12 protein-coding genes are annotated in these 15,688 nt (G+C 48.6%); 11 read left to right on the top strand and 1 reads right to left on the bottom strand.

Translation table 11 applies throughout. From position 1 onward, the window contains the following. Positions 1 to 179 precede the first annotated feature (179 nt). The 8 genes from ndhC to V6C93_RS17785 all read left to right on the top strand — a co-directional run bounded on the left by ndhC (position 180) and on the right by V6C93_RS17785 (position 11,568). Positions 180 to 542 (top strand): photosynthetic/respiratory NAD(P)H-quinone oxidoreductase subunit C, encoded by a 363-nt coding sequence (gene ndhC / locus V6C93_RS17750; protein WP_333478002.1) that lies wholly within the window; start codon positions 180 to 182, stop codon positions 540 to 542. Next, a complete protein-coding gene (gene ndhK, locus V6C93_RS17755; protein WP_333478013.1) occupies positions 539 to 1,285 on the top strand; it encodes a photosynthetic/respiratory NAD(P)H-quinone oxidoreductase subunit K in 747 nt (248 codons plus the stop codon). Before ndhC ends, ndhK begins: the two co-directional genes overlap by 4 nt. Next, positions 1,278 to 1,802: an NAD(P)H-quinone oxidoreductase subunit J gene (locus V6C93_RS17760; RefSeq protein WP_333478003.1), complete on the top strand. Its 525-nt coding sequence runs from the start codon at positions 1,278 to 1,280 to the stop codon at positions 1,800 to 1,802. The genes ndhK and V6C93_RS17760 overlap by 8 nt, the downstream gene beginning before the upstream one ends. Positions 1,803 to 2,353: 551 nt before the next feature. Next, positions 2,354 to 3,424 carry a sirohydrochlorin chelatase gene (locus V6C93_RS17765; RefSeq protein ID WP_333478004.1) on the top strand — a complete coding sequence of 357 codons (1,071 nt, stop codon included), beginning with the start codon at positions 2,354 to 2,356 and terminating at the stop codon, positions 3,422 to 3,424. A gap of 275 nt (positions 3,425 to 3,699) precedes the next feature. Beyond that, on the top strand, positions 3,700 to 3,975 hold the full coding sequence (gene sipA, locus V6C93_RS17770) for a regulatory protein SipA (protein WP_333478005.1): 276 nt from the start codon (positions 3,700 to 3,702) through the stop codon (positions 3,973 to 3,975). A 582-nt stretch (positions 3,976 to 4,557) separates the two neighbouring features. Further along, entirely contained in the window at positions 4,558 to 5,652 is a 1,095-nt protein-coding gene (locus V6C93_RS17775) for an MraY family glycosyltransferase (protein ID WP_333478006.1), read from the top strand. Positions 5,653 to 6,079: 427 nt separating this feature from the next. Then, a complete protein-coding gene (locus V6C93_RS17780; RefSeq protein WP_333478007.1) occupies positions 6,080 to 10,717 on the top strand; it encodes a GAF domain-containing protein in 4,638 nt (1,545 codons plus the stop codon). 341 nt (positions 10,718 to 11,058) lie between these two features. Beyond that, a complete protein-coding gene (locus tag V6C93_RS17785; RefSeq protein WP_333478008.1) occupies positions 11,059 to 11,568 on the top strand; it encodes a DUF4149 domain-containing protein in 510 nt (169 codons plus the stop codon). A 168-nt stretch (positions 11,569 to 11,736) separates the two neighbouring features. On the opposite strand, the gene V6C93_RS17790 is transcribed toward V6C93_RS17785, so the two are convergent. Beyond that, on the bottom strand, positions 11,737 to 12,876 hold the full coding sequence (locus tag V6C93_RS17790; RefSeq protein ID WP_333478009.1) for a hypothetical protein: 1,140 nt from the start codon (positions 12,874 to 12,876) through the stop codon (positions 11,737 to 11,739). A 148-nt stretch (positions 12,877 to 13,024) separates the two neighbouring features. On the opposite strand from V6C93_RS17790, the gene V6C93_RS17795 reads away from it, so the two are divergent. From V6C93_RS17795 to V6C93_RS17805, 3 genes are all read left to right on the top strand, one after another. Continuing rightward, positions 13,025 to 13,237: a DUF2997 domain-containing protein gene (locus tag V6C93_RS17795; protein WP_333478010.1), complete on the top strand. Its 213-nt coding sequence runs from the start codon at positions 13,025 to 13,027 to the stop codon at positions 13,235 to 13,237. A 7-nt stretch (positions 13,238 to 13,244) separates the two neighbouring features. After that, positions 13,245 to 13,997 carry a hypothetical protein gene (locus V6C93_RS17800; RefSeq protein WP_333478011.1) on the top strand — a complete coding sequence of 251 codons (753 nt, stop codon included), beginning with the start codon at positions 13,245 to 13,247 and terminating at the stop codon, positions 13,995 to 13,997. A gap of 95 nt (positions 13,998 to 14,092) precedes the next feature. Further along, positions 14,093 to 15,688 (top strand): Hsp70 family protein (locus tag V6C93_RS17805; protein WP_333478012.1); only part of this gene is annotated, 1,596 nt, incomplete at its 3' end.

The following is a 15,688-nucleotide window of genomic DNA, read 5'->3' on the forward strand; positions in this document are numbered from 1 at the left end:
TGCCTGAATACTACCTGAAAAACTGCTCTAGTTATCCGATGGAGGTGGAGTACAGGCTAAAGACCAGGAGCCGGATGCTTTGAAAGTTGCACGTCCGGTACTGCGAGGGGGAAAATACGCAAGTATCTACCTATCTCGACAGAAGTAATAACGCAAGTTTTTAGTGGCAGTTACCCATTGTGTTTGTTCTTAGCGGTTACGAGTATCTCCTAGGCTTTTTATTGGCTTGCAGTTTAGTCCCGCTCCTAGCACTGACTGCATCTAAGCTGCTGCGACCCAACCTTCGCAGTGCAGAGCGGCGTACCACATATGAATCCGGAATGGAACCGATAGGGGGAGCGTGGATTCAGTTCAACATCCGTTACTACATGTTTGCGCTGGTCTTCGTGATATTTGATGTTGAAACCGTATTTTTGTATCCTTGGGCGGTCGCCTTCAGTCGCCTTGGATTACTAGCTTTCATCGAAGCTTTAATCTTTATAGCAATTCTTGTGGTTGCTCTTGTTTACGCATGGCGCAAAGGAGCTCTCGAATGGTCATGAACCCCAATCCAACAACAAACAGTGCTGCCTTAGACAAGCAGCAACGAGAACGAATTTTAAACCCGATTGAGCGACCCTCCGTCACTCAAGACCTCTCAGAAAACGTTATTTTGACCACAGTAGATGACCTCTACAACTGGGCGCGGCTTTCAAGTTTGTGGCCTATGCTGTACGGAACCGCCTGCTGTTTCATTGAATTTGCCGCCTTGATTGGTTCTCGATTCGACTTTGATCGCTTCGGCTTGGTTCCTCGTTCTAGCCCTCGGCAATCCGACTTAATCATTACAGCGGGCACGATCACCATGAAAATGGCACCTGCTCTTGTTCGTCTCTATGAGCAAATGCCAGACCCGAAATATGTAATCGCAATGGGAGCCTGTACCATCACGGGGGGTATGTTTAGCGTTGATTCCCCAACAGCCGTGCGCGGAGTCGATAAGTTAATTCCTGTGGATGTCTATATCCCTGGCTGTCCTCCCCGACCAGAAGCGATCATTGATGCGATTATTAAGCTGCGCAAGAAGGTTGCCAACGAGTCTATCCAAGAGCGATCGCAGCTTAAGCAAACCCATCGTTACTACAGCACAACCCACAAAATGAAAGAGGTGCCCGACATTTTGACTGGGAAGTACTTACAGTCTGAGACTCGCTTCACTCCGCCGAAGGAATTAACCGAAGCAATGGGTATGCCAGTACCGCCAGCGCTCAAATCTGACCAAAAGCAGGAGGTGTCTCGTGGGTGAAGAATCAAAACCAACAGCTAAAGAAGCCTCGGAAATAGTACAGGCGGGTAAGGTTTCAAGTTGGCTACAGGAAAACGGCTTTGACCATGAGTTAATGGAGCCAGATCACCTGGGTGTTGAGGTAATCAAAGTTGACCGAGAAGTCGTGCTTCCAGTCGCCACGGCTCTGTATGCTTATGGCTTTAACTATCTACAGTGTCAAGGTGGCTATGATACGGGGCCAGGTGGTGAGTTGGTCAGCTTTTATCACTTGATTAAAGTCAGCGATAATGCTGACCGACCTGAGGAACTGCGGCTGAAGGTATTCCTACCACGAGATAATCCTACGGTGCCCTCCCTTTACTGGATTTGGAAAGCCGCCGATTGGCAAGAGCGAGAAACCTACGATATGTACGGTATTGTCTATGAAGGACACCCGAATTTAAAGCGGATTTTGATGCCGGAAGATTGGGTCGGTTGGCCTTTACGCAAGGATTATATATCGCCTGATTTTTATGAATTGCAGGATGCTTATTAAATCAGGCCGCGCCCTTTAATTCTAATTTTTTGGAAGAAAGCACTCACTTTTTGTCTGAAGTGGGTGCTTGTTTTTAGGGAGCGATCGCTCGTTGAAACGCTGTTATTCTGAGGGGCAGGAAATTTAACACTATAAGGAAACAAGTTAGTCAAGTTTTTGCTACTAAGCGGAAGAGCGAGAATCAGTGAAGGAAGCCATGCAACCTGTAAGCGGTCTAAAGTTTGGGATTGCCAGCTTGTAGAGTCAAAAAACCCCCTCCCCTGTATTTTGCGGCTGAGTAGAATCCGCTAAGATATCAAGGCATCCGTAAACCGCAACAACTTAGGGAAACACCGGTGTAAGTCCGGGGCTGTGCGGCAGCTGTCAGAGGAAAGGATGAAGGGTGAAAGATGAAAAAAGGTTGAGCTTTTACAACTCAAGCTAAAAAAGTACGACGAATTAATTGTTGTCACAATAACATTTCATCCTTGACATTTCCTTAAGCCAGAACGCCTATTTGTTGCCTGTCCACTCTATACTCCTGCCTCGCACGGGAAAAAGCTTTAACGTTAATGTCTACCGCCAATACTATTGATTTCACCGCTGATTCGCTGTCGTTACCCCCTCTACCGCTACAACGCCCTTTGTTGATGATTGGTCATGGCACAAGAGATCAGGAGGGGCGTCAGGCTTTTCTGGATTTTGCCAAGGCTTACCAGGCTTTAGATGCTTCTCGTCCTGTGCTGCCCTGTTTTTTGGAACTGACTGGCCCAAGCATTCAGGAGGGAGTAGACCAGTGTGTAGAACAGGGTTACACAGAACTCTCGGTGTTACCAATTCTGCTGTTTGCAGCGCGACACAATAAGTTTGATGTCACCAACGAGTTAGACCGAGCCAGAGCCAGACATCCTCACATAAAGTTTCACTACGGGCGTCATTTTGGGATTACTCCAAAAATTTTGGAATTATGGCGCGATCGCCTTGCCGCATTGGATCAGCCACCAAAAGAGCAGCCAGTTAACAAATTGGATGCTGAAAGTTCTAACCTTCAACCTTCAACGAACCAACCTTCAACCTCAAGACAAGAGACCGTCTTACTATTTGTCGGTCGAGGTTCTAGCGACCCTGATGCCAATGGTGATGTTTACAAAATGGCTCGGATACTCTGGGAAGGAAGTGGCTACCAAACGGTTGAAACTTGCTTTATCGGCATTACCCATCCTCGCTTAGAAGAAGGCTTCCGTCGGGCTCGACTGTACCAGCCAAAGCGCATTATTGTTGTACCCTACTTCCTATTCACTGGGGCTCTAGTCAAGAAGATTTTTGACATCACCGCCCAGCAGCAGGAGCAAATTCCAGAAATCTCTATGACCTGTTTGCCAGAAATGGGCATTCAGCCTCAGATGCTATCCATTCTACGGGAGCGAGAAATTGAGACTCAACTGGGGCAAGTGCAGATGAATTGTGAGATGTGTAAGTTCCGGATGGCAGCGGTTGGAAAAGAGGCTGCTCACTCTCACTCTCACGACCATCCTCATGAGCATGGGCATCACCCTCATCATGAACATAACCATTCCCACCAAGCTCCAGACCCTTATGCCGATTTAGGGCAATACCACCAGCGAATTTGGAGCGCTCCCTAACGAAGATGAAGGGGGTAAGGGGAGGAGGTTGGGCGATACTTATAGGTTTAAGTTGAAGAACTCTTCCCTTTTGCCTCTCTCTTAAGGAGAGTTTTTAAATCTTTAAGGACGTTACTTCTGTGCGCGTCCTGAATTATAAGTTTAGACGAGAAGATAGAACTAACAGACGCGATAAGCGATTATTTAAAAGCTGAAGGATGAAGGATAAAGATTTGGGCTACGCCCCTTTTTCTATCACTCTTTAAACTTTAAGTGAAATACTTTGCCTGTAGCTTATGTCTAAGGAATTTGCCGTTGGCGATCGCGTCCGGGTGATCGCACTACCACGTTACGTCAAGACCGCTGAATCCATGCCGATGCTGCGACCCCCAACTGTCATTCACATTGGGGAAGAGGGTATCATTCTTGATCGGCGTCCTGGAGGATATTGGGGCGTTCGCTTTACCAAAGGGGCTTTTCTGATGGATAGTCAGTATATTGAGTCGGTCGATGCCGCCTCGACAACCCCCCAAGAGCGTGAACAGCCGCCGGAATCCTCCTCACAAACCTAATCGCTAGGCCCAGTTTATGAACTAGTTTTGTAGACAGTTAAAGCCGCAAAGCCATACCACCTTGTTCTTCAAGCAACTGGGGTGTACGGATGCATCGGCTTGCACGATGTGGCTTCAGCTGCGATCCAAAGCAATTACCCTTCCGAGTTAGCGTGAAGCAATCAGGCGCTTTTCTAACAAAGCTGCTCGCTTCGCCTTGACTTAGACTCGCTACCGCTTCGGTTCTTCAGCCTTGGCTTTAGGCCACTAAGGGTAAGAGCCGCCTGCTCGGGAGAGCTAACTCCAAAGCTTCTATGCTAGGCCAACACTTGTACCGCATAGCCTTCTTTGGATTAGTGAACAGCTGCTGTCATCGGCAATTCCTTTTTCAGGTCTCTCTGGCGACATCTATATAGATAGATAGATGACTAAGTGGCATTTCCTCACAGATAGAAACTTTCTTGAGGCATTCTTTGACACCAACGCCTTTGCTCTCTATTTTATACAGGCATAAGCGATAAAACTTCGGTAATACTTTAGCGGATTGATTCGTGTACTGTTGAGGCTAATGTTGATTATTGGCAGTCTGGCGGGATTTGGGAGATGAATTTGTACGACTTGCTTCGGTCTCTCGGCATCGCCGACCCCAGCGGCACCGGCTGGCTGGCGGTAGTTTTCACCTTTGCGTTAGCGTGGGGAGTAACTTGGCGTTTTATACCAGCAGTACGCTCTTTTGCTTTACGGGTGGGTTGGGCAGACCAACCTAACGCACGGCGGCTCAACCGAGAACCTTTACCCAATGCGGGTGGCTTAGCCATCTACGCCGGAGTAGTCGCTGCACTAGTACTGGCAAGCCTTTTAAGACCCATCGTCATCGAAGGCGTCTTGGCTGAGGTACTGACAATTCTGCTGGGCGGCTCGATTTTGGTGCTGGTGGGCTTCATTGACGACCAGTTTGGTCTACCTCCTCTATTTCGCCTGTTCACTCAGATTCTGACAGCACTTTTGCTAGTCGCCAACCACAGTGGCATTGAAGCGACCTTCGGCACTCCAATCGACCCATTGCTCTCAACAGTTCTCACCGTGCTTTGGGTAGTGGGGATTACGAATGCTATTAATCTGATGGATGGGATGGACGGTTTGGCAGGGGGTGTCAGTTTTATTACAGCGATGAGCCTTTTGGCGGTTTCAGCCCAGTTTCCCACTCGTGCAGCGGCTACATTGCTGCTAGCGGCTCTTGGTGGGGCGGCACTCGGTTTTTTGCGCCATAACTTCCATCCTTCCCACATCATTATGGGAGATGCAGGAGCCTACTTTTTCGGCTACGTGCTTGCGGCAACCAGCATCTTAGGCAATTTGAAAGTGACTACACTATTTGCCCTCGTGCCCCCAGTTCTCTTTTTGCTCTTACCAGTGCTGGATACCACCCAGGTATTTGTCCGGCGACTGATGGCAGGTAAAAACCCCCTGAGTACCCCTGGCAAAGACCACCTGCATCACCGCTTGCTAGCCTTGGGGTTATCCCAGCGCCGCGCTGCAATCACCCTTTGGGGACTCACTGTGGTCGCCAACTGGCTGGCCATGAAGCTACAAGGCATGACTCCAATCGTGATTCATGCCACGATGGGCAGCATTGTGATTCTGTTAGGCTTTACCGTTTGGCAAAGGATGCGGAATGTCGCCTCGAAGTCTTCGTGACAGCTAATATATCGCTCTTGTGTCACTCCAGGGAGAGAACCGTCCTACAAGGTTGCCCTCTGAGCTTGCGTCTTGTCGCCATGTCCCTGAGCCAACTCGGCGAACTTATCCCATATAACAGCGATGTATCTATATCGGGTGCGTTAAGAGGGAACAGGCAACAGGGACTTCAAGTAACGATTATGTTGCAAAAACTGGCATAGGTTTGGTAAATAGGCTCACTATTAAATAGTGAAATGAGCGCGATCGCACTCTTATTCAACCCAAATATTCCTTGAAGTGGTATTAACTTTCTCACCTTAATCATCCTGCTTAACGTTCGTTGGTAGGAGTGAGGAGGAATTTACTCCTCCAGGTAAGTTGGCGCAAACCTATACAACACAGATGTAGCGTGAACTATCCAGGACACTTTCCGCATATCAGTTCTATGTCTGGCAGTGACAAACATTCTGAAGACTTTTTGAAGCAAGAGGTAACAAATCTGAGTCAGCGGGTTTCTCGGTTAGAGCAATTGCTCCTCCCCGAAACGAGTACGCTAGCTCAACAACAAGCGATGTTTACTGCCGTCACCCAAATTCGGCAGTGTCTAAATCTCGATCGCATTCTGCAAGCCACCACAACCGAGGTGCAGCAACTGCTCCATGCCGATCGCGTAGCCGTGTTCTGTTTTGCTCCTGATGCCGAGTATGCTTATGGCGAAGTGGTGGCGGAAGACGTTCTGCCTAGATTTGCTTCCATGTTGAAGACTACGCTACAACGGAACGACTTGGGAGAGCAAGTCGTGTTAGACGCTGTTCATGGACAAGTGTCTGCCATTGATGACCTCTATGCAGAGCGCACCCCTGCGTCTGGGTTGAGCGTTCTGACTCGGTTTCAGGTGAAAAGTAGCTTGACGGTTCCCATTTTTAGAGCGGAGCAGTTGTGGGGATTATTGTGTATCCATCAATGCTCAACGCCCCGTCAGTGGCAACCTGGGGAATTTGAGCTGCTTACCTCCATTGCAGCCCATGTGGGTGTCGCGATCGAGCAAGCGGAATCACTACTAGAAGCCGAGAGGCGATCGTCTCTACTTCAGACATCCCTTTTAGCGGAGGTACAGAAGCGGGCTGACGCACTGACGCTGAAGGCAAAACGAGAGCAAACGTTCCACCGCGTGCTCAAACAAATCAATCAAACTCTCGATATTGAAACAATTTTCAACACCACAACTCAGGAAACGAAAAATCTCTTACAGTGCGATCGCGCATCAATCTATCGCTTCAACCCTGACTGGAGCGGAGAATATGTGTGGGAATCGGTTGCAGACGGATGGAAGCCCCTAGTGTTTGGTCATCACATCCGCACGACGTGGACAGACACTCATCTCCAAGAATCTCAGGGCGGCAGGTATCGTCGGCAGGAGACGTTTGCGGTCGATGACATCTATTTAGCGGGTCATACTGCCTGCCACATTGAAATCTTAGAACAGTTCCAAGTAAAAGCCTATTGCGTCGTACCCGTGTTTGTGGGTGAGACGTTGTGGGGCTTGCTGGCAGCTTACCAAAATTCCGGCCCCCGCCACTGGGAAGCCGATGAAGTCAATTTGCTATCTGGGATTGGCTCTCAACTGGGGGTTGCCCTGCAACACGCCCAAGCAATACAGCAATTACGAACTCAGTCAGAGCAACTTGCCAGAGCCGTTGAGCGGGAAAGGGCGGTGGCTGCTATCATCGATAAAATTCGGCGATCGCTCGACATCGACACCATCTTTCAAACGACTGCCCAGGAAGTGCGTCAGCTTACCCAAGCCGATCGGGTTGCCATCTATCGCTTTAATCCAGACTGGAGTGGCGAATTTGTGGTGGAGTCCGTTGCCGATGGCTGGAAATCCCTGTTGCAGGAACAACACGAAAACCCAGAACTCCAGAACAATGTCAGCGAGTGTAGCGTGAAGTTACTCGTTACCCCAACCGCAGATACCTACTTGCAAGAAACACAGGGGGGTCTATATACACAAGGCGAATCATTTCGCGTGGTCGGTGACATCTACAAAGCCGGATTTACCGACTGCTACGTTGAATTTCTAGAGAGCCTTCAGGCCAGAGCCTACGCAATTGTTGCGATTTACCAGGGAAAACAGCTCTGGGGCTTGCTCAGCATCTATCAAAATTCAGGCCCCCGCTACTGGAAGGACGATGACATCACATTCCTGATTCAGGTAAGTGGTCAGTTAGGAGTGGTACTCCAGCAAGCGGAATTGCTGGGAGAGGCTGAGCAGCGCTCCTCCGTTCTACAAACGACATTAGAGGCGCAACTGCGACAACGAGCAGAGGAGTTAGCCAAGGAAGCTGAACGAGAACGAGCCATTGCTAAGGTCATTGACAAAATACGCCGCACTCTGGACATCGATACCATTTTCCATACGACTGCAACTGAGGTGCGCCAATTGCTGAATGCCGATCGCGTTGCCATGTTCCGGTTTGCTCTTGGCTCTGGTTACACAGAGGGGGAATTTGTCTCCGAGGATGTCTTGCCTGGTTTTCCTTCCGCAATGGCTGCCAAAGTCCGAGACCACTGCTTTGGGGAACATCATGCCACCCATTATCGGCAAGGGCGGATTTGGGGAGTGGACGACATTCATCAAGCCAATTTGCGCGATTGTCATTTAGCAATCCTTGCCCGCTTCCAGGTGAGGGCTAATCTAGTCGTGCCGCTCCTCAAGGGAGATGAGTTGTGGGGGTTGCTGTGCATTCACCAGTGTTCGCAACCGCACCGATGGCGGGAAAAAGAAATAGAATTTGTCACCCAAATCGCCGCTCAGCTCGGTGTGGCATTGCAGCAGGCAGAATTCCTCAGCCAGGTGCAGAAAGCCAAAGAAGCCGCTGATGCCGCTAACAAAGCCAAAAGTGAATTTTTGGCAAACATGAGCCATGAGCTACGGACACCCCTGAATGCTATTTTGGGCTTCGTCCAAGTTATGACTCGCGATTCTTCCCTGAATCACGATCAAAAGGAGCATCTGGAAATCATTGGTCGCAGTGGCGAGCATTTATTGTCATTAATCAATGATGTCCTGGAAATGTCCAAGATCGAAGCGGGTCAACTCACACTTAATGAAGTTAGCTTCGATCTTTATCGCCTGCTGAATTCATTGCAAGACATGCTGGAACTCAAAGCCGAATCGAAAGGCTTGCAGCTAATTTTCGATCGCGCCCCTGATGTTCCTCAATACATTCGCGCTGATGAAAGCAAACTGCGCCAGGTACTGATTAATCTACTCGGTAATGGTATCAAATTCACCGAATTGGGACACGTCATCCTGCGAGTTAGAACTGGGAAAGTAGCAGAGGACGAGGGGAAACAAGGGGACAAGGGAGATACGGAGCAGAAGAAAGACTCTTCCTGCCAACCCATTACTTATGACTACACCCAGAGACAGGAGAGCACAGGAGCTTTAGTATTAGCGAAGTGGGACGGAGTCCCCACAGGGGAACAGGAGAGCGAAATTGCCGTCTTACCGTTTTGCTCCTCTACTCGTCTGCCTCTTCTATTCGAGGTGGAAGACACAGGCCCCGGCATTGCGCCTGAGGATTTAGACCGTCTATTTGAAGCCTTTGGTCAAACTGAGACAGGTCGCAAATCTCAGGAAGGGACAGGTCTGGGATTACCGATCAGTCGCCGATTTGTCCACTTGATGGGGGGCGATATTACCGTTGAGAGTAAGCCTGAGGTCGGTTCGAGCTTTAGATTCTACATTCAAACCTGTCTGGCGGAGGCATCAGAGGTGCAGACCTTGAAACCCCACCAACTGGCGATCGGATTGGAGCCTTCTCAACCCACTTATCGGATTCTGGTGGTCGAAGATAAATGGGCAAATCGCCAACTCATGGTGAGATTACTCGCACCTCTTGGATTTGAGGTGCGGGAAGCAACCAATGGGCAAGAGGCGATCGCGCTTTGGCAAGACTGGCATCCCCACCTGATCTGGATGGATATGCGAATGCCCGTAATGGATGGTTACGAAGCCACACGGGAAATTAAAGCCAGAAGTGGCGATCGCTCCCCTGTTATCCTGGCATTAACCGCTAATGCGTTTGAAGAGGAACGCCTTGTGGCGCTGGCGATCGGGTGTGATGACTTTATTCGCAAACCCTGTCAGGAAGAAGTCATTCTAGAAAAAATGGCTGAGTATTTGGGTGTACGCTACATCTATACTGACTCCACCGAAACCACCATTGACTTAGAGCCTGTGACCTCTCCCTCAAATTCCTCAGAAGAGCCGCATTCATCGCTTTCTCCTAACAATTCTCAGCATCTGAAAATTCTGGTAGCAGAGGATAATTTGCTCAATCAGAAACTAGTTTTGCAGATGCTCAAGCATCTCGGCTACCAAGCCGATAAAGTGGTGAGCAATGGGCTGGAGGCACTGGAAGCGCTGCATTACCAACCTTACGATGTGGTGCTGATGGATATGGAAATGCCCAAGATGGATGGTTTGACTGCAACCCGGCAGATCCGTCAGGAGTGGGCGATCGAAGTCGGCCCCCACATCATCGCCATGACGGGTCGTGCACTACCGGAAGAACAGGAAGAGTGTCTGGCAGCTGGAATCAATGACTATCTCACCAAACCAATTCGCCTGGAAACTTTGTCTAAGGTTTTAAGTCAGTGTCAGCCTCGAGGTCATCAGCACTCATCAGACACTCTGTACCAGGAAGAGACAACACCCGCAGTTCTCAATGTCAAGATGCTACAAGAAATCGAATGTATCGCAGGTGAAGAAGGAGCAGCCTTCTTGGTCTCAATGATCGACATCTATTTAGAAGATGGATCTAAATTGGTGCAAAACATTCGAGATGCGATCGATCAAAAGCAGCCAGAGGTTTTATACCACACTGCTCATCTGTTGAAGACAACGAGTGCTTTTTTAGGCGCAGACGAATTTTCTCAACTGTGTCAAGAACTGGAGAAAATAGGAAAATCAGGCATCGTTACAGTTACCCCAGAGTTTGCCAACCGATTAGAAAGTGAGTACAAACGGGTAGAGTGTGCCCTAAAGATCGAGCAACAGAAGGCTCAAGCGTGAACTACCTACACTTCCCGTAAGGGTAAGTGTAGGCTTCTGCAATTCCCGAAAGAATCGTAGAACTTCCATCGCGGTACTAACGCTCTACTTGAGTTCTAAATCATGAAACGAACCTTTGCTGACTAAAATAAACTCCTCAAGCCCGTCAAAAATAAGCAACATTACTTATTGATAGGGTATCAACGCGTGAAGTTTTTTTACAATTACTTCTAATAAGAATGAGTAGCAATTTCCAGTAGATATTATTTAATTGTTTGCCGTTTTGCTTGAAAAAATACTTCATGGTTATTGCCATCAGTATTCGTTAAGCTGAAAGTAGGACAGAGATTAGAGGAAGTTCTATGAACGCTGTTTTTGCCACTGGATCAAAGCAACCCTCATGGCAAACTATTGCAATGTTTGCCTTGGGATTTTGGCTAAGTGGTAGTCTAATTGTCGATTTTGTACTCATGCCTAGTCTCTATGGGGCTGGGATGATGAGTCAAGCGGGTTTCGCAACAGCTGGTTATTCAATTTTCTGGATTTTTAATCGCATCGAGTTGTTGTGTGCCGCTTTGGTGTTAGTTAGCCTCCTAGCGCTTCGTGGTACTTCAAATCTTTATAGTCACGTAAGACGCTGGGCAATTTTCTTATCGGCGCTTCTGCTGGCAATTGCAATCATTTATACCTATATCATGACGCCGCAGATGACCGCCCTGGCAGTACAGCTCAATCTTTTGGAGCCAGTCAATGAGATACCTGCTGGAATGATTCCGATGCAGGGAGGGTACTGGCTGCTGGAAGTTATTAAGTTAGTGGCAAGTGGTACAGTGCTTGGCTGGTGCTATCGGGATTCCCGTCGGCTTGCCTAACCAGGTCTAAGTATCAAGCTAAAAAGCTCCTCACATTTGTGGGGGGCTTTTTTGTGACCAAAATATTTTTAACGCACCACAGAGGCACAGAGAACACAGAGAAAGAGGGGAAGAGGGGACAAGAGACTTGAATGCAAGTTTATTGTCTTCCCCTCTGTCCTTGGTTTTCTACCGAGAGAGCCATTTGAGGGTATCCCTGGCATCATGAGTGGTTTCAATCTGGGTGAGGCGAGTCAGGTTGCTGCCGTCGGCGTTGATCAGGTAGAGTGCTGTGTTGCTGTTACAGTTCTGGCGCGGTTGCATAGGAAAGAAACTCAGACCGCAGGAAGCCGTTGTATCGAACCCAGCCGACAGTACCAACCGCTTCCCATCAGGCGACCAATCAAATGCTTTGATTGCGCGGTGCGGTTCCTTGGCGGGTTCTAAGAGTTGCCGGACTGCCTTTGTCTTGAAGTCGAGTAGCCAGATAGTCTGTGCAGCTTTCTCGTTGTTCTTGTTGGCGGAGGCTAAAAACGCCAGATAGCGACTATCGGGCGAAATTTTGTAGTTCTCTAGCGCCTCGACGGGTAACTTATACGATTGAGCGGCAGAGTCGCGCAGCAGCATAGTTAAGTTACTGCGATCGCGCTTTACTTGCAAGACGGTTGGTACCCTCTGGGAATCGAGTCCCACAATCACCAGAAACTCCCCGTCGGGCGACCAAATAACAGTTTGCAGCTTATAAAATTCTTTATCCGTTAGGTTCGTCAGTTGGCGGCTCTTTTTACTGCCGATATCGAATAAGTAAACATTCTGAATTCCCTTTCCTGTCTTAAAATCAGTATCTACAGATGCCACCTGGGTTCCATCCGGTGACAGTTGTGGCGAATCTACCGTGATGGGACGCTGCGGATACCTTAAGGAGGGAATATTTAAGTTACTAACAGTACCGTTTTTGTCAATGAGATAGTCCCCATACTGACAGTTGAGGTCGGAGGCTAAGAGTAGTTGCTGGCGCTTTGGTGACCACGATAGTCCGCGAAACACAGTGCTACTGCTGCACGGGGATTTGGGGTCGTGTAGGCGATATCCTTGCAACTGCCACTCGGTTATTTCACCATTGTTCGCATCTACCAACAGCAGTTTTGTCTGCTCGGCTGCGCCTCGGATATAGTTCACAATGATGTTAGGGTTGGTGGGGATAGCGCTACTGCTCCCAATCTTGGCATTAACTTGCGTTTTGCTCTCCTTGTTTCCGCCACAGGCAAACAGGAGCAGCATCAGCAGGGTAAAAAGGAAGTAAGGAGCCAGCCTTAAACGTATGGACATAGACTGTCTGTCAGTGTTTTTTTGATTTGACGAAAGCGCTTTGTTATCAGTGCCTTGTTTAGTCGCTCTATAGGAGCTTTTTAGATTGGGTTAGGATGGCACTGAACACAAGTAACGTCCTCTTATTCACGCATCAGGTGGAGTAATCATGGCGGAATATCAAAAGATTGAATATCGGATTGGCAAAGACGGCAAAATTAAAGAGAAAGTTCTCAATGCCTCTGGCTCCAGTTGTACGAGTACGACCGCAGGACTTGAGCAGGCACTAGGCGAAGTGGAATCTCAAGAATTCCTGCCAGAGTATTATGAGGGTGAAGAAAATGTAACCGTTGAAGAAAGCCAATCTCTGACTCAGAGGTAAACGGCTGGTGAACGGTTTCGACCCTAATTTATTCTGGTTCGGTGGCCTCCTGTGGCTGGGAGGCACAGCCCTAGTTTTAAGCCTTATGGGGACTGATTCACAAACCAAAGAAAAGGTTCACTCACAGATTGAGCAAGTTTTGCGCGATCGCCTATCTCAGTTAGGCATTCCCACTTGGCAAGCGTTGCAGCAAAAATCTGGTTTAACTCCCCATTCTCTGCGGCGGGTACGTCGCGGCGATATTGGAAAACTCAAGCTCAACGAACTCCAGCAATTAGCAACGGCTTTAAGTTGGAGTCTTGAGGAAACGATGCACATTTTTGGTATTTCGTCAAGCGCTGTACTTGAAATCGAACAGTTACGGCAACAATGCCTGCGATTGCGCGAGGAGTTGCAGCAGCAGGCGAGCCAAGTGCAGTCTGATGAGCGAGACTTTGCCTTTGAGCAATTACAAACCTTACTGACTAACTATCCTACGGCTCGGAAGATGACACAGTCTAAGCCAGATTTGCCTGCAAAGAATCTGGTGGCGCTGTTTACACCCTTAGAGAATTTGCTCAACAGTTGGGGGTATGAATGCATTGGCAAGCCTTGGGAGCAGGTGCCCTACGATCCGCAATTGCATCAGCCAGATGCTGAGGATATCACGGTGGGAGAATTGGTATACATTCGGTTTGTGGGATATCAGGATGGCGATCGCATCCTTTGCCCTGCTAAAGTTAGCCGCACTCTCCCTCCAGGCATTAAAAGTGAAAACTGAATCCCTAGGACTGAATAATTCGTAGTTTGTAATTCATTCAGAGGTGAGAGTGCGGAGAGTAAATCCAAAATCCAAAATCCAAAATCCAAAATCGAATGACTACTGTTGCCATTGACTTCGGCACCAGCAACACCGTCGTCAGTTTGTTAGAACCCGACACCAAAGCCCCAAGAACCTTGAGGCTGAACCCAATCTCGCGTTTGTTCAAGCTGACAACGGCGGGGGGAGAAACCCAGGAAGTCCCGGTGGTGCCTACGCTAGTGTTTGTTAAAGAATCGGAACAGCTGGTGGTGGGAGAACCGGTGCGATCGCAACGTTTGGGACTTTCTCAACCCCAGCGTTTCTTTAAAGGCTTTAAACGGGACTTAGCCGCTGACTATCAACCTCCACCTCGCCAAATTGGCGATCGCACCTACTCGGCTGAAACGGTTTCAGAACTCTTTCTTCAGGCAATCTGGCAACAGCTTCAAGCCCAACAAGTCCAACCTGATCAGGTGATTTTTACTGTGCCTGTAGGCGCATTTGAACGCTATCTGGATTGGTTTCGTACCCTTGGCGATCGCTTGGGTGTTTCTCAGGTTCAGCTCGTTGACGAATCAACCGCTGCCGCCTTGGGCTACGCCTTACAGCGCCCCGGTTCAGTCGTTTTAGTCGTGGATTTTGGAGGGGGTACTCTCGATTTAAGCTTAGTTCGTACTGTTCTAGAATCCAATATCCAAAATCGCCACTCCTCTACCTCCCCTTATCCAGGGGGGAACTCTAAAATCCCAAATTCTTTGCGTGCCCAAGTCATCGCGAAATCAGATGCTTATGTGGGGGGTGAGGATATTGATACTTGGATTGTTGAAGATTACCTGCGTAAATCAGGTTCATCACGCGCCGACGTTGGGGAAGTGGGTTGGCAGAATTTGCTAGAAATTGCAGAACGCCTGAAAATCAGACTCTCCAGAGAGAACGAGGTAAAAGAGAGTTGGTTGGATGAAGAAACTTTTATGTCTTATGACTTGCAACTAAGTCGGGACGATTTAGAGGAAATTCTAGAAAATCGGCAACTCCTCGAACAACTGCGCGGTGCGTTGGATGAGGTACTAAGAATAGCCCTGACAAAAGGCATCAGCAAAGGGGAGATTGAACAAGTCTTGTTAGTAGGTGGCAGTTGCTTAATTCCCGCTGTACAACAATTGATTATTTCCTACTTTGGACGATTGAGGGTGAAGTTAGATAAACCCTTTGATGCCGTGGCACACGGGGCTTTGGCTGTCACGCAGTTGGTGGATGTGGAGGATTACCTGCGTCACAGTTATGCCATCCGTCTCTGGGAACCTTATACCAAAACTTATTCTTTTTTTACCCTGTTTGAGCCAGGGATAAAGTACCCCTGTCAGCGCCCAGAACCTCTGACGTTACAAGTAGCGATTGATGGGCAACGAGAAATTCGTCTGGATATTGGGGAAGTAGCTCAAATGACGCAAGCGGAGGTAACTTATGATCGCCAAGGACGGATGACAAGTAGCCAGCTACGTAAACAGGATGAGTATCGCTCGTTGGAAAGTCACCATCAGCAGGTTTGTGTGGCGCATCTCGATCCACCGGGGGAAGTGGGTGTTGACCGTATTTCGGTGCAGTTTGAAGTGGATGCTCAACGAATGTTGTTGGCAACGGTGAAGGATTTGCTGACGGGGAAGGTGTTG

Origin of the sequence: Allocoleopsis sp., assembly GCF_036703385.1 — a bacterium.
GTDB lineage: Bacteria > Cyanobacteriota > Cyanobacteriia > Cyanobacteriales > Coleofasciculaceae > Allocoleopsis.

Excerpts from the sequence above, each read along its gene's own strand:
- ndhK (WP_333478013.1), top strand. The coding sequence starts at position 539 with ATGAACCCCAATCCAACAACAAACAGTGCTGCCTTAGACAAGCAGCAA.
- V6C93_RS17765 (WP_333478004.1), top strand. The coding sequence starts at position 2,354 with ATGTCTACCGCCAATACTATTGATTTCACCGCTGATTCGCTGTCGTTA.
- sipA (WP_333478005.1), top strand. The coding sequence starts at position 3,700 with ATGTCTAAGGAATTTGCCGTTGGCGATCGCGTCCGGGTGATCGCACTA.
- V6C93_RS17775 (WP_333478006.1), top strand. The coding sequence starts at position 4,558 with ATGAATTTGTACGACTTGCTTCGGTCTCTCGGCATCGCCGACCCCAGC.
- V6C93_RS17780 (WP_333478007.1), top strand. The coding sequence starts at position 6,080 with ATGTCTGGCAGTGACAAACATTCTGAAGACTTTTTGAAGCAAGAGGTA.
- V6C93_RS17785 (WP_333478008.1), top strand. The coding sequence starts at position 11,059 with ATGAACGCTGTTTTTGCCACTGGATCAAAGCAACCCTCATGGCAAACT.
- V6C93_RS17790 (WP_333478009.1), bottom strand. The coding sequence starts at position 12,876 with ATGTCCATACGTTTAAGGCTGGCTCCTTACTTCCTTTTTACCCTGCTG.
- V6C93_RS17795 (WP_333478010.1), top strand. The coding sequence starts at position 13,025 with ATGGCGGAATATCAAAAGATTGAATATCGGATTGGCAAAGACGGCAAA.